Annotated in this window: 21 protein-coding genes; 13 read left to right on the forward strand and 8 right to left on the reverse strand. The window is 69.6% G+C overall.

The window, feature by feature from the left end; genetic code table 11:
• The first annotated feature begins 6 nt into the window (after positions 1 to 6).
• The 7 genes from ACLJQ7_RS11755 (at position 7) to ACLJQ7_RS11785 (ending at position 5,245) form a co-directional block, all read left to right on the forward strand.
• Positions 7 to 480: a MarR family transcriptional regulator gene (locus ACLJQ7_RS11755; RefSeq protein ID WP_410648215.1), complete on the forward strand. Its 474-nt coding sequence runs from the start codon at positions 7 to 9 to the stop codon at positions 478 to 480.
• Positions 481 to 513: 33 nt separating this feature from the next.
• Entirely contained in the window at positions 514 to 918 is a 405-nt protein-coding gene (locus ACLJQ7_RS11760) for a molybdopterin-binding protein (RefSeq protein ID WP_192743799.1), read from the forward strand.
• Entirely contained in the window at positions 915 to 1,670 is a 756-nt protein-coding gene (gene modA, locus ACLJQ7_RS11765) for a molybdate ABC transporter substrate-binding protein (RefSeq protein ID WP_410648216.1), read from the forward strand. Before ACLJQ7_RS11760 ends, modA begins: the two co-directional genes overlap by 4 nt.
• Positions 1,671 to 1,746: 76 nt before the next feature.
• Complete coding sequence (locus ACLJQ7_RS11770) at positions 1,747 to 2,523, forward strand: ABC transporter permease (protein ID WP_410648217.1); 777 nt, start codon at positions 1,747 to 1,749, stop codon at positions 2,521 to 2,523.
• Complete coding sequence (locus ACLJQ7_RS11775; protein ID WP_410648218.1) at positions 2,520 to 3,587, forward strand: sulfate/molybdate ABC transporter ATP-binding protein; 1,068 nt, start codon at positions 2,520 to 2,522, stop codon at positions 3,585 to 3,587. Before ACLJQ7_RS11770 ends, ACLJQ7_RS11775 begins: the two co-directional genes overlap by 4 nt.
• Before the next feature lie 10 nt (positions 3,588 to 3,597).
• Complete coding sequence (locus ACLJQ7_RS11780) at positions 3,598 to 4,392, forward strand: HAD-IIA family hydrolase (RefSeq protein ID WP_034308369.1); 795 nt, start codon at positions 3,598 to 3,600, stop codon at positions 4,390 to 4,392.
• A gap of 37 nt (positions 4,393 to 4,429) precedes the next feature.
• On the forward strand, positions 4,430 to 5,245 hold the full coding sequence (locus ACLJQ7_RS11785) for a metallophosphoesterase family protein (RefSeq protein WP_410648219.1): 816 nt from the start codon (positions 4,430 to 4,432) through the stop codon (positions 5,243 to 5,245).
• Positions 5,246 to 5,515: 270 nt separating this feature from the next.
• On the opposite strand, the gene ACLJQ7_RS11790 is transcribed toward ACLJQ7_RS11785, so the two are convergent.
• Together ACLJQ7_RS11790 and ACLJQ7_RS11795 are read right to left on the reverse strand one after the other, a co-directional pair.
• Positions 5,516 to 5,890 (reverse strand): YccF domain-containing protein, encoded by a 375-nt coding sequence (locus ACLJQ7_RS11790; RefSeq protein ID WP_061984965.1) that lies wholly within the window; start codon positions 5,888 to 5,890, stop codon positions 5,516 to 5,518.
• Complete coding sequence (locus tag ACLJQ7_RS11795) at positions 5,890 to 6,678, reverse strand: PhzF family phenazine biosynthesis protein (protein ID WP_410648220.1); 789 nt, start codon at positions 6,676 to 6,678, stop codon at positions 5,890 to 5,892. Before ACLJQ7_RS11795 ends, ACLJQ7_RS11790 begins: the two co-directional genes overlap by 1 nt.
• Positions 6,679 to 6,812: 134 nt before the next feature.
• On the opposite strand from ACLJQ7_RS11795, the gene ACLJQ7_RS11800 reads away from it, so the two are divergent.
• Together ACLJQ7_RS11800 and ACLJQ7_RS11805 are read left to right on the forward strand one after the other, a co-directional pair.
• Positions 6,813 to 8,471: an AMP-binding protein gene (locus ACLJQ7_RS11800; RefSeq protein ID WP_410648222.1), complete on the forward strand. Its 1,659-nt coding sequence runs from the start codon at positions 6,813 to 6,815 to the stop codon at positions 8,469 to 8,471.
• A 77-nt stretch (positions 8,472 to 8,548) separates the two neighbouring features.
• The gene (locus ACLJQ7_RS11805; RefSeq protein WP_410648223.1) at positions 8,549 to 9,694 is read left to right on the forward strand and encodes a hypothetical protein; all 1,146 of its coding nucleotides are present in this window, start codon (positions 8,549 to 8,551) and stop codon (positions 9,692 to 9,694) included.
• 54 nt (positions 9,695 to 9,748) lie between these two features.
• On the opposite strand, the gene ACLJQ7_RS11810 is transcribed toward ACLJQ7_RS11805, so the two are convergent.
• A complete protein-coding gene (locus ACLJQ7_RS11810) occupies positions 9,749 to 10,720 on the reverse strand; it encodes a R2-like ligand-binding oxidase (protein WP_410648225.1) in 972 nt (323 codons plus the stop codon).
• Positions 10,717 to 11,328, reverse strand: a complete 612-nt coding sequence (locus tag ACLJQ7_RS11815) for a TetR/AcrR family transcriptional regulator (protein WP_410648226.1) — start codon at positions 11,326 to 11,328, stop codon at positions 10,717 to 10,719. The genes ACLJQ7_RS11810 and ACLJQ7_RS11815 overlap by 4 nt, the downstream gene beginning before the upstream one ends.
• A 94-nt stretch (positions 11,329 to 11,422) precedes the next feature.
• On the opposite strand from ACLJQ7_RS11815, the gene ACLJQ7_RS11820 reads away from it, so the two are divergent.
• Complete coding sequence (locus ACLJQ7_RS11820; protein WP_410648228.1) at positions 11,423 to 12,076, forward strand: HAD family hydrolase; 654 nt, start codon at positions 11,423 to 11,425, stop codon at positions 12,074 to 12,076.
• Here the strand turns inward: ACLJQ7_RS11820 and ACLJQ7_RS11825 are convergent.
• The gene (locus tag ACLJQ7_RS11825; protein WP_125683903.1) at positions 12,012 to 12,257 is read right to left on the reverse strand and encodes a hypothetical protein; all 246 of its coding nucleotides are present in this window, start codon (positions 12,255 to 12,257) and stop codon (positions 12,012 to 12,014) included. The two genes, ACLJQ7_RS11820 and ACLJQ7_RS11825, sit on opposite strands and share 65 nt — an antisense overlap.
• Before the next feature lie 132 nt (positions 12,258 to 12,389).
• On the opposite strand from ACLJQ7_RS11825, the gene ACLJQ7_RS11830 reads away from it, so the two are divergent.
• The gene (locus ACLJQ7_RS11830) at positions 12,390 to 12,776 is read left to right on the forward strand and encodes a cold-shock protein (RefSeq protein ID WP_016337551.1); all 387 of its coding nucleotides are present in this window, start codon (positions 12,390 to 12,392) and stop codon (positions 12,774 to 12,776) included.
• A 287-nt stretch (positions 12,777 to 13,063) separates the two neighbouring features.
• On the opposite strand, the gene ACLJQ7_RS11835 is transcribed toward ACLJQ7_RS11830, so the two are convergent.
• From ACLJQ7_RS11835 to ACLJQ7_RS11845, 3 genes are read right to left on the reverse strand one after another with little or no spacing between them, the layout of a single operon-like run.
• On the reverse strand, positions 13,064 to 13,528 hold the full coding sequence (locus ACLJQ7_RS11835; RefSeq protein WP_410648570.1) for a DUF2771 family protein: 465 nt from the start codon (positions 13,526 to 13,528) through the stop codon (positions 13,064 to 13,066).
• Between the two features lie 28 nt (positions 13,529 to 13,556).
• Positions 13,557 to 15,455 (reverse strand): MFS transporter, encoded by a 1,899-nt coding sequence (locus tag ACLJQ7_RS11840; protein WP_410648229.1) that lies wholly within the window; start codon positions 15,453 to 15,455, stop codon positions 13,557 to 13,559.
• A 54-nt stretch (positions 15,456 to 15,509) separates the two neighbouring features.
• On the reverse strand, positions 15,510 to 16,271 hold the full coding sequence (locus ACLJQ7_RS11845) for a glutaminyl-peptide cyclotransferase (RefSeq protein ID WP_410648230.1): 762 nt from the start codon (positions 16,269 to 16,271) through the stop codon (positions 15,510 to 15,512).
• A gap of 49 nt (positions 16,272 to 16,320) precedes the next feature.
• On the opposite strand from ACLJQ7_RS11845, the gene ACLJQ7_RS11850 reads away from it, so the two are divergent.
• Both ACLJQ7_RS11850 and ACLJQ7_RS11855 read left to right on the forward strand, forming a co-directional pair.
• A complete protein-coding gene (locus ACLJQ7_RS11850) occupies positions 16,321 to 17,277 on the forward strand; it encodes a DUF3027 domain-containing protein (RefSeq protein WP_410648231.1) in 957 nt (318 codons plus the stop codon).
• On the forward strand, positions 17,267 to 20,074 hold the full coding sequence (locus ACLJQ7_RS11855; protein WP_410648232.1) for a sacsin N-terminal ATP-binding-like domain-containing protein: 2,808 nt from the start codon (positions 17,267 to 17,269) through the stop codon (positions 20,072 to 20,074). The genes ACLJQ7_RS11850 and ACLJQ7_RS11855 overlap by 11 nt, the downstream gene beginning before the upstream one ends.
• The last annotated feature ends 11 nt before the right edge of the window (positions 20,075 to 20,085 follow it).

Genomic DNA, 20,085 nt, shown 5'->3' on the forward strand with positions numbered 1-20,085 from the left:
TTCCGGATGGCGAAATATCCGCTCTCGGCGGAGGAATTGGCCCGGTTCGCCCATCTCGGCAGGGAGACCGGCACGCTGACCGTTCTCCGGCACGCGCGCATCGCCGAGCGGATGGGCCTGTCGGCCACCGATCACAAGGTGCTCGAACTGGCGAGCCAGGCGCCAGGACCGTTGACAGCGGGCAGGATCGCCGAACTCACCGGGCTGTCGACGGGCGCTGTGACCGGCGTCATGGACAGGCTCGAGAAGGCGCGTCTCGCCCGCCGCGTCCGTGACCCCGCCGACCGCCGGAAGGTCCTGATAGCGGCCGTCCCCGACGCCATGGAGCGGCACGCGCCGCTCTTCGAATCCGCGTACACGAACATGAAGACGGTGCTCGAACAGTTCTCTCCCGAGGAACGGAAAGTGCTGGAGCGATTCCAGAGCGCGGTGCTCGACGGCCTCCGCGACGAACTCCCCGGCAATTCTTTGCGTTCGTAGCTTTTCCGCATCTGCGGAAGTAACCTTCCGTACATGCCGCAATTCCGGTTGTCCGAGGCCGCTCGTCTGCTCGGTGTCAGCGACGACACCGTCCGCCGCTGGGTACGCGCCGGCCAGTTGACCGCGTTCGACGACTCGGCGGGCCGCAAGGTCGTCGACGGCGCCGAACTCGCCGCGTTCGCCAAGGCACAGGCCGAACAGCCCGAGGACCCCTCGAGTGTCGGCCGCTCCGCGCGGAACCGGTTCGTCGGGCTCGTCACCGAGGTGATCACGGACAAGGTGATGGCGCAGGTCGAGTTGCAGTGCGGGCCGCATCGCGTGGTCTCCCTGATGAGCGCCGAGGCCGTCCGCGAACTCGGGCTGCGGCCGGGAGTGCTCGCGGTCGCCGTCGTCAAGGCGACCACCGTCGTGATCGAAACCCCGGAAGGAAGCCGATGAGGAAGCTCGCCCCCGTCCTGCTCGCGCTGGCGCTGGCCGCGACGGCCTGTGGTTCGGAGGCGGCGCCTCAAGAAGGGGGAAGGACGCTGACCGTCTTCGCGGCGGCGTCGCTGACGGAGTCGTTCGGGGCGCTGGGCAAGCGGTTCGAAGCGCAGAACCCCGGGGTGACCGTGAAGTTCAGCTTCGAGGGCTCCTCGGCACTGGTCCAGAAGCTGACCCAAGGCGCGAAGGCGGACGTCTTCGCCTCCGCAGACAAGGCCAATATGGACAAGGCCGCCAAGGCCGAGCTGATCGACGGGCAGCCGTCGGTGTTCGCCACCAACCGGCTCGCCATCGCGGTCGGCAAGGGCAACCCCAAGGGCGTCAAAGGGCTGGCCGATCTCGCGAAGGACGGGTTGACCGTCGTCGTCTGCGCGCCGCAGGTGCCGTGCGGGTCGGCGGCGAAGAAGGTCCAGCAGTCGTCCGGCGTCACGCTCAAGCCGGCGAGCGAGGAGCAGGACGTCAAGTCGGTGCTCGCGAAGGTGCGGTCGGGCGACGCCGACGCCGGGCTCGTCTACGTCACCGACGCGACATCAGCGGCCGCGAAGGTGGACAGGGTGGACTTCCCGGAGGCGGCGGGCGCGATCAACGACTACCCGATCGCGGTGGTGAAGGACGCTCCGCAGGCTCAGCTCGCCGGGTCGTTCAGGGACTTCGTCCTCGGCGCGGAGGGCAGGACCGAACTCGCGAAGGCCGGTTTTGGCACGCCCTGACCCCGCATTTCGTCCTCTGAACGCGGTAGATGCACGCGCAAGGACCGCATCCAGAGGACGAAATGCGGGAGCCGGGGTGCCGTGGGTGCTGTGGCCGCCGGCGATCTGCGCGCTGGCGCTGGTGGTCCTGCCGGTCGTCGGCCTTCTGGTGCGTTCGGACCTGACCCGCTTCCCGGGCCTCATCACCTCGACGTCGTCGCTGAACGCGCTCAAGCTGTCGCTGATCACCGCCGGGCTGTCCACTGTGGCCTGTGTACTGCTCGGCGTCCCGCTCGCGGTGGTGCTCGCGCGCTCGGGGGCGCGCGGCGTCCGCCTGCTGCGCGCCGTGGTGCTGCTGCCGCTGGTCCTGCCGCCGGTGGTCGGCGGCCTGGCGTTGCTGTACCTGTTGGGCCGCAAGGGTTTCCTCGGCATCCTGGTGACCACCCTGACCGGTGAGCAGGTGCCGTTCACCACGGCGGCCGTGGTCATCGCGCAGACGTTCGTCGCGATGCCGTTCCTGGTGGTCAGCCTCGAAGGAGCCCTTCGCGGCGCCGGTGACCGGTACGAAAGGGTCGCTTCGACCTTGGGCGCCAAACCGTGGACCGTGTTCCGCCGGGTCACGCTGCCGCTGCTGCTGCCCGCGCTCGGTTCGGGCATCGTGCTGAGCTTCGCGCGGGCGCTGGGCGAGTTCGGCGCGACGATCACCTTCGCCGGCAGCCTGGAAGGGGTGACCCGGACCCTGCCGCTGGAGGTCTACACCCAGGCCGAGGTCGACGTCGACAGCGCGGTGGCGCTCGCGTTGCTGCTCATCCTGGTCGCCGTCGCGGTGATCGCGCTCGCCCGGCCGCGCGCGCTCGAAGGAGTCCGGTCGTGACCTTTTTGGCCGAACTCGCCCTCCGGCGTGGCGAGTTCACCTTGGACGTCGGCTTCGAAGTCGCCGACGGCGGTGTGCTCGCGCTGCTCGGCCCGAACGGGTCGGGCAAGTCCAGTGTGCTCGGCTGCCTCGCCGGTCTGCTCCGGCCCGGCCGGGCGCGGATCACCCTCGACGGCCGCGACCTGGCAGACCTGCCGCCGCACGCGCGCGGCATCGGCCTGCTCTCCCAGGACGCGCTGCTCTTCCCGCATCTGTCCGCTTTGGACAACGTCGCCTTCGCTCCGCGTTCGACCGGCGCCGGCCGCGCCGAGGCGAAGAAACGTGCGCGGGAGTGGCTGACCGAAGTGGACGCGCTCGAACTGGCCGGACGACGGCCCGCGCAACTCTCCGGAGGGCAGGCGCAGCGCGTCGCGATCGCGCGGGCGCTGGCGGCCGAGCCGGGACTTCTGCTGCTCGACGAGCCCTTCGCCGCTCTGGACGTCGACGCGGCGCCTGCCATCCGGGGGCTGCTTCGGCGGGTCCTGCGTTCCGGGCCGCCGACCGTCCTCGTCACCCATGACCCGCTCGACGCGCTGGCGCTGGCCGACCACGTCGCCGTCCTCGACGGCGGCCGGATCGTCGAACGCGGCGAGGCCCGCAAGGTCCTCTCGGCGCCGCGCACGGCGTTCACCGCGCGGATCGCCGGGCTGAACCTGGTACCCGGCATCGCCGCCGAGGGCGGTTTGCGCACGTCGGGAGGGCTGTCGCTGGCCGGTATCCCGGCGGAGGACGTCGTCATGGGCGAGGCGGCCGTCGCCGTCTTCGCGCCCAGTGCCGTCGCGGTGTACCCGCGGGACGGCGAGCATCGGGGCAGCCCGCGTAACACCGTCGAGGGAATCGTCGACGCGCTCGAACCCCACGGACCGGTGATCCGCGTCCGCGCCCGCGGCGACGACTGGGCGGCGGGCGTCGCCGCCGACCTCACCCCGGCCGCGGTCGCCGACCTGGCGCTCGAACCCGGGACACCGGTCAATCTTTCGGTCAAGGCGGCGTCCGTGGCTGTTCACGCCGTCTCCGATCATTAGGGTGGGCGTCATGAACGAGCGCCGTTGGACATACCTCAGCGACATGGATGGCGTGCTGGTCCAGGAGGAACACCTCGTACCCGGCGCGGACGAGTTCCTCAAGGAGCTGCGTGCCAACGACATCGGCTTCCTGGTGCTGACCAACAACTCGATCTACACCCCGCGCGACCTGCGGGCGAGGCTCGAGCGGACCGGTCTCGACATCCCCGAGGAGGCCATCTGGACCTCCGCGCTGGCGACCGCGAAATTCCTCGCGTCGCAGCGGCCGAACGGCTCGGCGTTCGTGATCGGCGAAGCCGGGCTCACCACGGCCCTGCACGAGGTCGGCTACGTGCTGACCGAACGCGACCCGGACTACGTGGTCCTCGGCGAGACCCGCACGTACAGCTTCAGCGCGATAACCCGCGCGATCAGGCTCATCGAAGGCGGCGCCAAGTTCATCGCCACCAACCCCGACGCCACCGGTCCGAGCATGGAGGGCTCGATGCCCGCCACCGGTTCGGTCGCGGCACTGATCGAGAAGGCGACCGGCCGCTCGCCGTACTACGTGGGCAAGCCGAACCCGCTGATGATGCGCTCCGCGCTGCGGCGGCTCGGCGCGCATTCCGAGTCAACGCTGATGATCGGCGACCGGATGGACACCGACGTCCACTCGGGAATCGAGGCCGGATTGCAGACGATCCTGGTGCTCACCGGCATCTCGACGCGGGAGAGTGCCGAGCACTACCCGTACCGGCCGACCAAGATCATCGACTCCATCGCCGATCTGGTCGGGCGGACCGGTGACCCGTTCGGCGAAGGCTGATCGGCACAGCCGCATGCGGAGGGCTTATCGTCAGAAGATGCACGACGATCAGCCCGCGTCCCCGACCTACGTGGTCGGTGACGTGCACGGACACCGGGACGAGCTGGCCGAAGCGCTCCGGGAGAAGGGGCTGATCGACTCCGACGACGACTGGTCCGGTGGGGAAGCGACCCTCTGGTTCCTCGGTGACTTCGTCGACCGGGGGCCCGACGGCGTCGGCGTCATCGACCTGGTGATGCGGCTGGAGCGGCAGGCCGCCACCGCGGGCGGGCACTGCGGGACGCTGCTGGGCAACCACGAGATCCTGCTGCTCGGGATGTACCACTTCGGCGACACCGAGGTGCCGTCCGATTTCGGTCCGCGCAGCTTCGCCCGCAGCTGGGAGATCAACGGCGGCCTGCTCGAAGACCAGGACAGGCTCACCCCGCAACATATCGAATGGCTGACTTCCCGTCCGATGCTGACGCTGGCCGCGGACCACCTGCTGATGCATTCGGACACGCTCGAGTACCTCGACTGGGGCGAGGACATCGACACCATCAACGCGCGCGGCCGCGAAATCCTCGAAGGCAGCGACATCCAGGCCTGGTGGGACGTCTGGCGGCGGATGACCACGCGCTACGCCTTCCGCGGCCCGGACGGCGCCGACGTCGCGCAGCAGGTCATGGACCGGCTCGGCGGCGTGCGGATCGTGCACGGGCACAGCGTCATCGCCGATCAGCTCGGGATCCATCCCGCGCAGATCGAGGGGCCGTACCTCTACGCGGGCGGCAAGGCGCTGGGGATCGACGGCGGGTTGTTCGTCGGCGGCCCCTGCCTCATCGTTTCGCTGCCCTGGGAGCCCGAAGACTGAGTCCGGCGGGGACCAACGCGGCTACGACTGTCCACAAGGGACTAAAGGTCGGTCTTCGGCGCCCGATTTGAGAGCTTGCGCGGGGTCGTGAGTAATAAAGAGCGTTAGAACGACCATTGCCACTCGCGACCCCCGCACAAAGCGCTCAAACCGGACACGTGGAGGTGCTTTAAGGACGCCCGGCTCGCGCCACGAAGACCCTTGGTATCCAGCCTGCGCGGCAGGGACACCTTTCACCGACCCGAATCACCACTCACGACCCCCGAAGTCTTACGGCAACTCGACGATCTCCTTGCCCAGCGGCATCAGCGAGACCGGGATCATCTTGAAGTTCGCCACGCCCAGCGGGATCCCGATGATCGTGACGCACAGCGCGACCCCGGTCAGCACGTGCCCGATCGCGAGCCACAGCCCGGCGAAGACGAACCAGATGACGTTGCCGATCGTCGACGCTGCCCCGGCGTCGCGCCGGTCCACCACGGTGCGGCCGAACGGCCAGAGCGCGTAGGCCGCGATCCGGAACGAAGCCAGCCCGAACGGGATGGTGACGATCAGGATGCAGCAGATGACGCCGGCGACGACGTAGCCGAGCGCCATCCACAGGCCGCACAGCACGAGCCAGATGACGTTCAGGATCAGGCGCATCAGACGTGCAACTCCCCGCTGGCCACGGTGACCGCCTGCCCCGAAAGCAGGACACGGTCGCCTTCGAGATGCATCCGCACGATGCCGCCGCGGGCCGATGCCTGTTCGCCGACGAGCTTGTCCCGGCCGAGGCGAGCGGCCCAGTAGGGCGCGAGGACACAGTGCGCGGAGCCGGTGACCGGATCCTCGTCGATGCCGACACCCGGCGCGAAGAACCGGGTGACGAAGTCGATCCCGTCCACGTCACCCGGTGCGGTGACCATCAACCGTCCGTTCCAGTGCGCGCGCAGCGCGGCGAGGTGCGGGGCGAGCGAGCGCACCACGGACGCGTCGTCCACGACCGCGAACAGGTTGTGCTTGCTGCGCCCGACGTACTCGATGGAGACACCCGGCAGGATCGACGACAGATCGTCGTCCGATTCGCGGGGTGGATCGGACGGGAAGTCCATCGACACCCAGCCGTCTTCGGCGCGGCAGCGCAACTCGCCGCTCTTCGTCGTGAAGGTCTGTTCGCCGCCGAGGACGTGCGTGGTCGCCAGCGTGGCGTGCCCGCACAGGTCGACTTCGGTCTCCGGCGTGAACCAGCGAAGCGACTTCGGGCCTTCACTCTCGACACTGCGGACAGTGTCGACACTGTCGACCTCGACGAAGGCCGTCTCGGCGTGCTTCAACTCGGCGGCGACGGACTGCATCCAGCCCGCGTCGCCCGGTGAGTCCAGCAGCACGACACCGGCGGAGTTGCCGGCGAAGGCCTCGGACGTGAAGGCGTCGACGATGTAGAGGCGCATGTCTCCGACGATATCGGCCGCGGCCGGACCCGGCCTCCGGGTTTCCCCTGAGGTGGTCTCCACTTGCAGGTGGCCGCCGTCACGCCGCGTTCCTAGACTCGACGCGTCGATGCCGCCGAACGCAGGAGTTCTCCATGTCCGACGCCCCCGCAGTACCGAGCTACGCATCGGGAATCTCGGACACCCCGCTGCTGGGGGACACCATCGGTGACAACTTCGATCGCACCGTCGCCGCCTTCGGCGACCGGGACGCGCTCGTCGACCGCGCCGCCGGAAAACGCTGGACCTACACCGAACTCGCCGCCGAGGTGGACGCGCTCGCGCTGGGCCTGCTCGATCTCGGGATCGCCAAGGGCGACCGCGTCGGCATCTGGTCGCCGAACCGGTGGGAGTGGACCTGCGTCCAGTACGCCACCGCGAAGATCGGCGCGATCCTGGTCAACATCAACCCGGCGTACCGCTCGCACGAACTCGAGTACGTGCTGAACCAGGCCGGGATCAAGCTCATCGTGGCCGCGGCGTCGTTCAAGACGTCGGACTACGCGGGCATGATCGCCGAAGCGGGGCCGAAATGCCCCGCGCTGGACCATGTCGTGCTGCTCGAAAGCGCGGAGTGGACGTCGCTGCTGGAGAACGGACGCGGCGCGGATCGGGCGCGGCTCGCCGAGCGCCAGGGCGAGCTGTCCGCGGACGACCCGATCAACATTCAGTACACGTCCGGCACCACGGGTTTCCCCAAGGGTGCCACGCTGAGCCACCACAACATCCTCAACAACGGCTACTTCGTCGGCGAACTCTGCAACTACACCGAAGCCGACAAGATCTGCATCCCCGTGCCGTTCTACCACTGCTTCGGCATGGTGATGGGCAATCTCGCGGCGACGTCCCACGGCGCCTGCATGGTCATCCCGGCGCCCGCGTTCGAGCCGAGGGCCACGCTCGAAGCCGTCGCCGCCGAGAAATGCACGTCCCTGTACGGCGTTCCGACGATGTTCATCGCCGAACTCGCCGACCCGGACTTCGCTTCCCACGACCTGTCTTCGCTGCGCACCGGCATCATGGCGGGCTCGCCGTGCCCGGTCGAGGTGATGAAGCAGGTCATCGACCGGATGGGTATGGCGGAGGTGTCGATCTGCTACGGCATGACCGAGACGTCACCGGTGTCCACGCAGACCCGCGCGGACGATTCGGTGGAGCGTCGGGTGTCGACGGTCGGCCGGGTCGGGCCGCATCTGGAGGTCAAGGTCGTCGATCCGGAGACCGGGCTGACCGTGCCGCGCGGCGAACCGGGCGAATTCTGCACCCGCGGGTACTCGGTGATGCTCGGCTACTGGGAGCAGGCCGACAAGACGGCCGAGGCGATCGACGCGGCGCGGTGGATGCACACCGGCGACCTCGCGATCATGGACGCCGACGGGTACGTCAACATCACCGGCCGGATCAAGGACATGGTCATCCGCGGCGGTGAGAACCTGTACCCGCGCGAGATCGAGGAGTTCCTCTACACCCATCCGGACATCCTCGACGCGCAGGTCATCGGCGTCCCGGACGACAAGTACGGCGAGGAACTGATGGCGTGGGTCCGCATGCGCGAGGGCGCCGAGCCGCTGACGGCCGAAGCGGTGCGGGAGTTCTGCGAGGGAAAGCTGGCGCGCTACAAGATCCCGCGCTACGTCCACGTCGTCGACGAGTTCCCGATGACGGTCACGGGCAAGGTGCGCAAGGTCGAGATGCGGGCGGAGTCGATCAGCATCCTCGGACTCGAAAAAGCGGCGGCGAGCGAACACGCCTGACACTTCGGGGCAACCTGTCACAGTTTTGACGCGTGTTCCCTTCGCGGTGGAACCGAACCACCGCGAAGGGGAGAAAAATGAAACTCAAGCGAAGTGGAAGAGTTCTTGCCCTGGGCGTCTCGCTCGCCATCCTGCCGCTGATCGCGCCCGGGGTGGCCGCGGCTGCTCCCGCGATCGCCCCGATCGACCTCGGAACCCTGCCGGGGGACCAGTACAGCAAGGTCAACGCGGTCAACGACGACGGTGTCATGGTCGGCTCCTCGACGCCGCTGGACGGCCAGATCAAGTACCACGCGGCGAAGTGGGACGCGCAACGCCGCATTTCCGCGTTGCCGGCCCTCGGCGGCGAGCAGAGCAACGCGACGGATGTCAACCGCGCCGGCGTCGCGGTCGGCTGGGCGGACAAGGACTTCTCGAACCGGGCGGCGGTCAAATGGTCACCGGACGGCACGGTCACGGCGCTGCCGTACCTGCCCGGCGGGGATTACGCGGCCGCGAACGCGATCACCGACGGCGGGGTGATCGTCGGCACCGGGCGGGCCGCCGACGGGAAGATCCACGCGATCCGGTGGAACCCGGACGGCAAGGCGGTGGACCTCGGCGGGCTGCCGGGCGGATCCTTCGCCAACGCGCAATGGATCACCCCGGACGGCAGGACCGTCGGCGGAACGGCGTCCGACGCGGCCGGGAACAACCACGTCGTGCGCTGGAACCTCGCCGGTGCGATCACCGATCTTTCCCCCGGGAATCCGTACAGCACCCCTGAGGACATGAACGACTTCGGCGTGATCGTCGGCAGCGCCGACGTGAACGGCAACGCGAAACCCGTGCGGTGGGAACGTGACGGGCGGATGACCTGGCTCGACTGGCCGGAACGGGATCCGGGCTGGGCGCGTGCGGTGAACAACGCTGGAGCCGCCGCCGGTGGCGGTTACCTGGTGTTCGGCACGGCGAGCCCGGCCAAGTGGAGCCGGGCGGGAACCCGTACGACGCTTTCGGCCGAACGCGGCCTGGGCTACGACATCGACCGGCTGGGGACGGTCGTGGGCCTGGAGAACAACATCGCGACGAAGTGGGCCGCCGACGGCACCCGGACGGTGCTGGGCGCGTTGCCGGGCGGTCCCTACAGCGTCGCCACCCACATCGCGCCGAACGGGACGATCATCGGCTTGTCCGACAACGAGAACGGCCGCACGCGCGCCGTCTACTGGCCCGCCGCATAACGCGCGTGAAGGCCCCTTCCCTCGGCTCAGCCGAGGGAAGGGGGCCTTCACGCGCTAGGCCGCGGTGTTGGCGGCGGCCGCGGCGATCGCCTTCGCGTCTTCCTCGCCGAAGGTCTCTTCGAGGTTCTCCGGCGAGTAGTCGAGGTCGATCTGCTCCACCGGCATCCCCCGCGCGGACTCGATCGCGCCGAGGCGCCGCTGCGCCCGGTCGGCCGCGTACTGGATGATCTCCTCGGGATCGTTGTCGAACGGGATCTCCTCGAACTGGTCCTGCACCCACTGGATCATGCCCAGCGCGTGGGGAAGCAGTTCGCCCATCCGCTGTTGCACCGCGTCCCACAGCGAATCGTCCGCGGCGACGTGACGGCGGCAGGTGAAGGTGCCCCAGGCCATGTGGCGGCGTTCGTCGTCGCCGATACGGCGTACCAGTTCCTGCATTCCCGGCAGGATGTCGTGCTGCGTGCAGATCAGCTGCCACGAGTAGTACCCGGTCAGCGCGAGGCTGCCTTCGATGACGTGGTTGTAGGTGACGCTCGCGCGGATCTGGTTGAGCGGACTGGGATCGTCCTCCAGCGCGCGCAAGGACCGCGGCAGCTCTTCGTAGAAAAGCTTGCGGTAGTGGGGATTCTCCGCGACGTACGGATGCAGGTCCTCGGTGAGCCCGACGGCGTCCATCCAGCGGCGGAACACCTCGGTGTGCTTGGCCTCTTCGAAACAGAACTGCGTCAGGTACATCTCGTCGCCGAAACGGCCCGTCGCGGACATCGCCCGCATGAACGGCTGGATGTCCTCGGTGACCGCCTCTTCGCCCGCGATGAACTGCGCCACCAGATAGGTCGTCGACCGTTGCTGTTCGGAGTTCAGGCTCTCCCAGCCCTCGCGTTCACGGGAGAAGTCGATGTCGGCGGGGTTCCAGAACTTCTTGTTGCCCTTGACGAACAGCCGCAGCGGGAACGAGTCCCAGTTCAGCCCGCCCTTGCGCAGTGAGGAAAAACCGGTCCGCAGTTCGGAGAGCGTTTCGGTCATGATGTCCCCTTCGAATCGGTGGTCAGTGCCCGGATCGCGGGTGCCAGCACGGCGACGACCGCCGCCGCCGCCTCGTCGGCCGGATGCGTCGGCATGACGAGATGGGACAGGGAAAGCCGCACGACGGTCTCCGCCAGCAGCCTGGCGGATTCCGGGGAGAGCGACGGCTCGAACTCCCGGTACTGCCCGGCCGCGACCTCGGTGGCCGCGGTCAGGATGGGCTCGCCCTTGGTGGTGAGCAGGGGGAGGAGGTCCTCGCCGGCTTCGGTGCCCAGCGTGGTGGCGACGAGCCGGTTCTCCCTGGCGTGCTCGATCGTGTAGACGACCGCCTCGCGGATCCCGGCGCGCAGATCCCGCGCGTCCTGCACGCGCAACCGGATGCCTTCCAGGAACTCCGACGTCGTCCGGAGGACCACGGCCTCGGCGAGCGTGGCCTTGGTACCGAACTCGTTGTAGACGGTCTGCCTGCTCACCCCGGCGCGGGCGGCGACGTCCGCCATCCGCAGGGCCGCGTAGCCGTGTTCGGTGAGCAGCTCGGTGGCCGCGTCGAGCAGCGCCTCCCGCAGAGAGGCCTTGGTCCGATCGGAGAAGCTCGTGATCTCGCCCACAGTTCCAGCTTGACACAGATCACATCCATGTCAAAGAAGTTGACGGGCACCCATCCGGTGTAAATCAGTCGGTGGTGACGGCTACCGTGACCGGGTGGGCATCACCGTGGGGTTCGACCTCGACATGACACTGATCGATCCGCGGCCGGGCATGGTCGCGGTGATGAACGCGCTCGGCGTGGAGTCCGGCCTGCCGCTGGACGGCGAGTTCTTCGCGGCCAACCTCGGCCCGCCCCTCGACGCCAGCCTGCGCGGCTTCGGGGCGCCGGAAGAGCGCATCCCGGAGCTGGTGGCGCGCTTCCGCGCGATGTACCCGGAGACGGTCGTGCCCGTGACGGTCGCGATGCCCGGCGCGGCCGAAGCACTGCACGCGGTCCGCGAGGCAGGCGGGCGCACGGTCGTCGTCACCGGCAAGTACGCCCCCAACGCGAAACTCCACCTGGACGCGCTCGGTTTCGAGGTCGACGTCCTGGTCGGCGAGCTGTGGTCGACGGAGAAGGCCGCCGCGCTCACCGAGCACGGCGCCCGTGTCTACGTCGGGGACCACGTCGGCGACATTCGCGGCGCGCAGGCGGCCGGCGCGGTCCCGGTCGGGGTCACGACCGGTCCGTGCACCAAGGACGAGCTGCTCGCGGAAGGGGCCGACGTGGTGTTCGACTCGCTGACCGAGTTCCCCGGCTGGTTCAGCTCTTTCGGCGAGCCTCGCGGATCAGGGCGATCAGGCCGAGGGCCAGTCCCAGCGGGGTGATCACGCCCGCCGCGGCGGACAGCCACACCGGCAGGTTCTCCAGACCGGCGGCGAACAGCACGAACACCGCTGTGACGGCGATCATGCCGAGCGCGAACAGGCCGATGCCGACGCGCATGAGGATCGGTTTGCCGGGCTTTTCGGGGACGGCCACAGCGGCCTCCTTTACTGCGGTCTCCATGAAGCAGAGGGTATCCGCCGGTATCCGCTTCTCCACAGGGCGTGTGGCGAGATACGCTTATGGGACGCGCGCCCTGGGTACGCCCCCGGGCGCGTTCGTTGTGAGCAGGACAGCAAAGGACTGGTGAGGGAAGTGCCGACCGGCAAGGTCAAGTGGTACGACGCGGAGAAGGGTTTCGGTTTCGTCACCCAGGATGGGGGCGCCGACGTCTACATCCGCAAAGCCGCGCTGCCGCAGGGCGTCGAAGGGCTCAAGGCGGGCCAGCGCCTCGAGTTCGGTGTCGCCGACGGCCGCCGCGGCCCGCAAGCGCTCTCCGTCCGGCTGCTGGACCCGCCGCCGTCGGTCGCCGAGGCGCGCCGCCGTCCCGCCGAGGAGCTGCACGGGCTCATCGAGGACATGATCAAGCTGCTCGAGCTCAAGGTGCAGCCGGACCTGCGGCGCAATCGCTACCCGGACCGGAAGAACACGAAGCAGATCGCCGAGATCATGCGCGCCGTCGCCCGGGACCTCGATCCCTGATCCGGCGCTCCCTCCGTCAAGTGCCATGAAAGGTCCTTTCCTTGCAAATTTCGCAAGGAAAGGACCTTTCATGGCACGGGGGCCTCGGCGGGCACCACCACCAACTACGACGACAGCGCGTGAAGGCCCCCTTCACGCGGCTCAGCCGAGGAAACTCGACCTTCACACCTTCCCCAGTACATGAAGGCCCCCTTCCTTGCGCCTAGGTACAGGAAGGGGACCTTCATGTACTGGGGCTCGAGCTAAGGGGCTGCCCGCGCGAGCGGTAGCAAAGGTCCCTTGCTACCTCAGACGGCCGGCGGCTCGACCTGCAGCGACCAGATCGCCGTGGTGACCGCCTCGGCGTCCTCCGGACGCCCGGTCTGGCTGATCACCGAAGCCTGCGCGACCTCGACGACGAGGATCTGGTCGTCGGGCCGGGGCGTCGTCACGGTGTAGGCGAACCGGTCCAGCGACGTGATGATGTCCTGCTTGAGCTCCTGTGGCTCGCCCTTGCCGTTCACGTACTGCACCGTGACCTTCCACGGCGTCTCCGCGATCGCGGTCGGCACCGAGATCTGCACCGGCTTCCCCGGCCGGATGCGCAGCTTGCCGGCGGCGTCGGGCCTGGTGGTGCACTGCGCGCTCTTGATGTCGCAGGACGCCAGCGGGGTGACGTTCACCGTCTTCCCGTCGGCGAAGAAAGTCACCTCTTCGGGGCCCGGGGCCGAGCAACCGGCCACCACGAAACCACCCGCCGCGAGCAGGGCCAAACTACGAAGTCGCCGCATACGGTGAAGATTACGAGCCCGGCCGCCACCGGGAGTCACCGGGCTGCGAGGGGATCGGCGATTCGCTGGTCGGCTCCGGGCGCAGCGGCCGGTCGCCGCCGAGTCCCGGGAGCAGCGAACTGCCGCGCCGCACCATGAACGTCTGCGTGAACCCGACGGCCAGCAGGATCGAAAGCACCAGGAAGCCGATCCAGTACGTCGGCGGCAGCAACAGGCCGACGGCACCGCCGAAGCACCAGGACATCTGCAGCACGGTCTCCGACCGCCCGAACGCCGACGCGCGCGACTCTTCCGGCAGGTCTTCCTGGATGACGGCGTCGAGGCTGATCTTCGCCAGCGCGCTCGCGGTCGCGCCGACGAGCGCCACGATCGCCGCCGTCGCCAGCCCCGCCGCGACGGTGGCGATGATCGCGATGCCGAGACAGGCGCCGACGCACGCCAGGATCACCTGATCCGGTTTGCCGAAGTGCAGCCGCGAGCCCAGCGCGTTGCCGAGGAAACCACCGGCACCCGCCGCGGCGCCGATGATGCCGAGCAGCAGCAACTGGTCGAACGGGCTCTGCCCGCTGCCCTCGGCCTGCGCCTTCACCGCGAACGCGGAGAACATCATCAGGAACCCGGTCAGCACACGGACGGTGCCGTTGCCCCACAGCGAGAGGACGATCTGGCGCCCCATCGGCTGCCGCTGTTTCTTGACCCGTCGCTCGGGGTGCGCGGACAGCGACGCCGGCACCTCGCCCTCGGTCTTCTCGACCCAGGACGGGATGCGCATCGACTGCACCGCGGCCGCGACACAGATCAGCATGGTGAACCACAGCGCGCCCTGAGAGCCCCAGATCGCGTTGACCCCGCTCGCCAGCGCACCGAACACACCGGCGGCGACCAGCCCGAACACGGTCAGCCGCGCGTTCGTCTTCGAAAGGGTGATCTCCGGCGGCAGCACCCGTGGTGTCATGGCGGCCTTGAGCACGGTGAACGACTTCGAGAGCACCATCATGCCCAGCGCCGCCGGGTACAGGAGCCAGTCGTCGAAGTGCAGCGCCATCACGATCGCCATCAGCGCCTGCCCCGCCGAGGACACGCACATCGCGAGCCTGCGGCCACGCTGGATCCTGTCGAGCGCGGGGCCGATCACCGGCGCGACGAGCGCGAACGGGGCGATCGTGATGAGCAGGTAGAGCGCGACCTTGCCCTTGCTCTCCCCGCTGGTGGCGGCGAAGAACAAGGTGTTGGCCAGCGCGATCGCCATGGCGGCGTCGCTGGCGTAGTTCAGCATCACCGCGTACGTCAGCGAAGTCAGGCCCGATTTGTCGGCGCCGTCCGCCTTCGTCGCGCGCTGGAAGGCTCCGACGGCCTGCCCGGTCAGCTGACGGCTGCGCATCGCCGCGACCCGGGTGACCGTGATCTTCTTCGGCATCTTCGGCAGGGACCCCGCGCGTGGCGGGACCGCGGTCGTCGGATGCTCGTGCGGCTGCTCCTGGGCGACCCGCGGCTCACCCGCGTAGCCACCGGTGTCGTAGTGCTCGTACTCGCCGCTGCCCGGCGGGTGCTCGTCGTAGAACCCGCCCGGACGACGCCGGACGGGTTCGGTCTGCCGCTGCGAAGGATCCGGATACGGCCGCGCGCCGCGGGGCGGCGGCTGGTGCTGTCCCATCGGGATCGCGCTGGTGCGCGCCTCGTCGGCGGTCGGCCCGGCCGGATGCGGCTGGTATTGGGGTTGGTGCCGCGGACGGCCCGCGGGCGGCACCGGCTGCTGGTCGACGCGGGTCGGCGGCGGCGCGGACCAGCTGCGCGCCTGGGCGGCCCCCGGCTCCGGCGTCCACTTCCGCTTGCTCTTGCGGCCACGCTCCTTGCCCGGCCTGCCGGAAGGCGTGCCGTCGGGGCCAGAGTTCGAGCCGAAGATTCCCACGCTTCAATCCTGCCTTACGCGGGTCTCGCTTCGCGCGTTCACCACTGCTTTTGTCTAGGCCTGGACGAACGTCACCCGGAACATCTTGGGCCAGAGCTTGCCGGTGAGCACGAATTCGCCGGTCCCCGGCACCGCCGCGATGCCGTTGAGGACGTCGGCGGCGCTCCGTTCCCCGGGGGTGAGGAGCCCGGACGCGTCGATCTCGCCGGTCACCCGCCCGGTCGCGGCGTCGATCCGCAGGATCCGGTCGCTCTGCCAGACGTTCGCGTACACGGAGTCCCCGACGCATTCCAGCTCGTTCAGCTGGTCACGGCCCACCTCGACGCCGCCCGTCGGCGCGAAGGTCACGGGGTCGCGGAAGGTCAGCTTCGACGAGCCGTCGCTCATCACCAGCTGCCCGTCGCGGTGACAGAGCCCCCAGCCCTCGCCGGTGTACGTCACGCGCCTGAGTTCGGCCAGCGTCTTGGCGTCGCGTTCGATCGCGACGCCGTCCTTCCAGGTGATCTGCCAGGCCGTCGGCCCCAGCACGGTGATGCCCTCGCCGAACAGGCCGGGCAGGTCTTGCCGGACCGACGGCGCCGCACCCGCGGGCCCGGCCCGCATCGACGACTTCCCGACCAGACCGGTCCCCTCGTACAGCGTCTCGCCGGAGAACTCGAGGCCCTGGGTGAACGCGGCCGGGTCGTGGGGCAGTGTCGAGAGCACCCGCACCTTGAGTTTCTCGGGCGCGGGCGGGGCGGCGTCGCTCACCGGCGCGGCGGCGCAGCCACCGAGGACGGCGGCCAGCAGGAGCGACATGGTCATCAGCGTGCGCACGCGGACAGCCTGACACGGACCGCGATATCGCGTGCGGCAGAATGGGGGCATGACCCTGCTGTTGACCCTGGACGACGGCTCCATCCAGCGCAAACTCGCCGAGGCGGTCGATCTCGCCCGTGCGGCGGTGCTGGAGGACGCCGGTGCCGAACAGGTCGGCGCGCACGTCGGCGTGGACTCCGAGGACGCGGTTTCCGCGAGCCACCTGTTCGAGGCGACCGTGTCGGGTTATCGGGGCTGGCGCTGGTCGGTCACGGTCGCGCTCGCCGGCGAGGAAGAGCCGATCACGGTCAGCGAGGTCGTGCTGATCCCCGGTCCGGAAGCGCGCGTCGCCCCGGCGTGGGTCCCGTGGGATCGCCGCGTCCAGGCGGGCGACCTCGGCGTCGGCGACATCTTCCCGGTGGAGAAGGACGACCTGCGGCTCGTCCCGGCGTACCTGGAGTCCGACGACCCCGCGGTCGAAGCGGTCGCCATGGAGGCCGGTCTCGGCCGGGTCCACGTGCTGTCCCGGCACGGCAGGCTCGACGCCGCCGCCCGCTGGCACGGCGGCGAGTTCGGTCCGCGGTCGGACATGGCGCGCAGCGCGCCGGACGTCTGCGGGAGCTGCGGGTTCTTCGTGCCGCTCGCCGGGTCGCTCAGCGCGGCCTTCGGCGCGTGCACCAACGACATCTCCCCGGCGGACGGCCACGTCGTCGACGTCGAGTACGGCTGCGGCGCGCATTCCGAGATCGAGGTCGAGGTGACCTCGTCGGTGCCGGTGGCGGAGCTGGTCTACGACGACTCGCTGATCGACTTCGAGGCCGCGCCGGAGGCCCCCGCCGAGCCGGAGCCCGAGCCCGAGCCCGAGCCCGAGCCTGCCGAGGCCACGGTCGTCGACGAGTCCGAGGCCCCGGTGGCCGAGACGCCGGAGACCGCCGAGGTCCAGCCGGAGGTCGAGCCGGAGGCCGCCGTGCCGGACACCGCCGACGAAGCGCAGGTCGAGGCCGAAAGCACCAGTGAGCACTGACCCGTTCGGCACCGAGCGGCTCCGCGCCGCCGTCCTGCGGGCGTGGGCGGATTCGCCGACGAGGTTCACCGAGGACACGAACACCGAGAACGACCTGCGGGTCGGCGGCTACCGTGACCGGCTGTTCGTCGAGCTGGCGCAGAACGCCGCCGACGCGGCCTTGGCCGCCGGTGAACGCGGCGGGCTCCGGGTGTCCGTTGTGGACGGTGAGCTGAGGTTCGCCAACACGGGCGCTCCCTTGGACGCGCGCGGTGTCGAATCCCTTGCCTCCCTTCGCGCTTCCGGCAAGGGCGAGGAGACCGTCGGCCGCTTCGGCGTCGGATTCGCCGCCGTGCTCACGGTTTCCGCCGAGCCGAGGATCGTTTCGGCGACCGGTGGGGTCGCCTTCTCCGCGGAACGCACGCGGGCCGAAGCCGGCCGCACCGGCGACGTTCCCGTGCTCCGGCTTCCGTGGCCGGTCGCCGAAGCCGAACCTCCTGTGCCCGAAGGCTTCACCACCGAGGTCCGGCTTCCGTTGCGTGAGGGCATCGACAGTCAGGCGTTGCTGGCGGACCTGAAGAACGACGTCAGCGATCTCCTGCTCACCCTGTCCTGGCTCGAAAGCATCGAGGTCGATGGTGGTGTTTGGCGCCGATCCGAGCTGGGTGACGGCGTCGTCGAGCTCGCGTCGCCGGACGGTTCCGAGCACTGGCAGGTTCATCGCGGCGACGTCGTCTGGGCCGTCCCGCTGGACGGGGCCGGTTCGCCCCGGCCGCTCGGTGCCGACGTCCTGCACGCGCCGACGCCCACCGACGACGAGCTTTCCCTGCCTGCCAGGCTGATCGCGACGTTGCCGATCGAGCCGTCCCGCCGCCGCGCGCTGCCGGGTCCGGAGCTGACGGCGGCGCTGAAGAACGCCGCGCGGGAGTACGTCGAACTCGTCCGTTCCTTGCCCGGCAAGGAACGCCTGGCGCTCGTGCCCGGTGCGGACTTCCCGCGTTCCACTGTGGACGGAACGTTGCGGGAGGCCATCCTCGAAAATCTCGCCGACTCGCCCTGGCTTCCCGCGCAAGCGGGTGACGACTTGCCGGGGCGTCAGGCGCGCGTCCTGTCGGTGGATGTGCCGGGGTTGGCGCCGCTGCTGGCCGACCTCGTGCCCGGACTGATTTCACTGTCCGGTGTGGACCTTCGCGCCGTCGGCGCGCAGGCGCTTTCGCCGTCCGAGGCCATCGATCTGCTGACCGGGGCGCAACGTGAACCCTCGTGGTGGCGTTCGCTCTACGACGTGCTGCTGCCGGCGCTCGAAGCGCACGACCTCACCAAGGACGACCTCGGCGCGTTGCCGGTGCCGATGTCGGACGGCCGCACCCTGCCCGGCGTCCGTGACGCGTTGCTCGTCGGCGGCTCGGCGGAGCTGCTCGAACTTCTGTCCGATGTGGACATCATCGGCCTGCGGCTCGTGCACCCGGCCGCGGCGCACCCGCTGCTGGAACGCTTGGGAGCCAAGCATGCCGAGGCGAGGGACCTGCTCGAAGCCGACGCGCTGAGCGCCGCCGTCGAACGCAGCGTCGAAGACGTCCGGTCCGGTTTGGACGGTACGGCCCTCGCGGGCGCGGTGCTCCGCCTGATCGCCGAGGTCGGCGACGAAGCCCCGGATTGGGCGGGTGCGCTGGCTCTGCCGAGCGAGGACGGCTGGCGACGCGCGGACGAACTCGTCCTGCCCACGTCGCCGCTCGGTGACATCTTCGATCCGGAAGTGTTCGAAGAAGACGGCGCTTTGTCCGTACTGGACGAGGAATTCGCCGAGGATTGGCCGTCGGCCACGCTCGTCGCGGTCGGCGTGCTGGATTCCTTCGCGATCATCACCGACGACGAACCGCTGGAACCCGAGCACGGTCTGCCCGACGAGCACAATTGGTGGGATTCGCTGGAGCGCCCGCCGTCACGCGTGTTCGCCGTGCGCGATCTCGACCTCGTCGGCGACGACGCCTGGCCGGCGGCGCTGCGGTTGCTCGCGTCCCGCCCCGAAACCTGGCGGGCCCTCACCGAACCCGGCGGGCACACTGGCTGGTGGCTGGCGCGGTACGCGCTCCTGGACGGGCACGCGCCGCTCGATTGGCGGATGCCGGAAGCGTCCGCGCTGGCCGGGCTCTACGACGTCGTCCCGGATTCGGGGCTGAGCAAGGAGATCCTGCTCGCCGCCGGGGTGCGGACGGAGCTGGGGGCCGACGCCGAAGACGTCGAAGACCTCTTGGAGCGGCTGGGCGATCCCGAGCGCAAGGTGAGCCCCGGGCTCGCTTCCCGGGCGCACGCGGCCCTCGCCGAGTACACAGTGGACGTCACGCCGCCGGATCGCGTCCGCGCCGCGGACGGTTCGGCCGTCGACGCTCGCGACGCCGTCGTGCTCGACGTGCCGTGGTTCGCCGCGGTGCTGGCGCCGGAGCGGATGGTCGTCGCGGCGAGCGGCGCCGCCGCGCTGGCGGAACTGCTGGATCTGCCGGTGGCGAGCGGTCTCGACGCCAAGGTCACCGAAGACGGCGAGTTCGTGCCGTGGACGGAGCTGTCCGCGCTCCGGCTGGCCGCGGATCAGCTGGGCGTCGAGCTTCCCGAGGGCGGGGTGCTGCTGCACGAGGCGCTGACGGTGACCTTCGAGGACGCGGAGCACGACGTCGCCTGGTGGTCCGACGGCAGGCTGCACGCGGCCGACACCCCCGAAGGCCTCGGCCGGGCCTTCGCCTGGGCCACCGACCGATGGGCCGACCGCCACGTCCTCACGGCCCTGCTCGATGACCCCTCGCCTTCGGCCCTGCTCAACTGACGAAACGCGGG

Source organism: Amycolatopsis sp. cmx-4-54, from assembly GCF_046548895.1.
Taxonomy (GTDB): domain Bacteria; phylum Actinomycetota; class Actinomycetes; order Mycobacteriales; family Pseudonocardiaceae; genus Amycolatopsis.

Bases quoted from the DNA above. Each gene is read 5' to 3' on its own strand.
- ACLJQ7_RS11825 (WP_125683903.1), bottom strand. From the start codon at position 12,257: ATGGAGACCGCAGTAAAGGAGGCCGCTGTGGCCGTCCCCGAAAAGCCC.
- ACLJQ7_RS11755 (WP_410648215.1), top strand. From the start codon at position 7: ATGGCGAAATATCCGCTCTCGGCGGAGGAATTGGCCCGGTTCGCCCAT.
- ACLJQ7_RS11805 (WP_410648223.1), top strand. From the start codon at position 8,549: ATGAAACTCAAGCGAAGTGGAAGAGTTCTTGCCCTGGGCGTCTCGCTC.
- modA (WP_410648216.1), top strand. From the start codon at position 915: ATGAGGAAGCTCGCCCCCGTCCTGCTCGCGCTGGCGCTGGCCGCGACG.
- ACLJQ7_RS11785 (WP_410648219.1), top strand. From the start codon at position 4,430: ATGCACGACGATCAGCCCGCGTCCCCGACCTACGTGGTCGGTGACGTG.
- ACLJQ7_RS11795 (WP_410648220.1), bottom strand. From the start codon at position 6,678: ATGCGCCTCTACATCGTCGACGCCTTCACGTCCGAGGCCTTCGCCGGC.
- ACLJQ7_RS11760 (WP_192743799.1), top strand. From the start codon at position 514: ATGCCGCAATTCCGGTTGTCCGAGGCCGCTCGTCTGCTCGGTGTCAGC.
- ACLJQ7_RS11790 (WP_061984965.1), bottom strand. From the start codon at position 5,890: ATGCGCCTGATCCTGAACGTCATCTGGCTCGTGCTGTGCGGCCTGTGG.
- ACLJQ7_RS11780 (WP_034308369.1), top strand. From the start codon at position 3,598: ATGAACGAGCGCCGTTGGACATACCTCAGCGACATGGATGGCGTGCTG.
- ACLJQ7_RS11850 (WP_410648231.1), top strand. From the start codon at position 16,321: ATGACCCTGCTGTTGACCCTGGACGACGGCTCCATCCAGCGCAAACTC.
- ACLJQ7_RS11800 (WP_410648222.1), top strand. From the start codon at position 6,813: ATGTCCGACGCCCCCGCAGTACCGAGCTACGCATCGGGAATCTCGGAC.
- ACLJQ7_RS11810 (WP_410648225.1), bottom strand. From the start codon at position 10,720: ATGACCGAAACGCTCTCCGAACTGCGGACCGGTTTTTCCTCACTGCGC.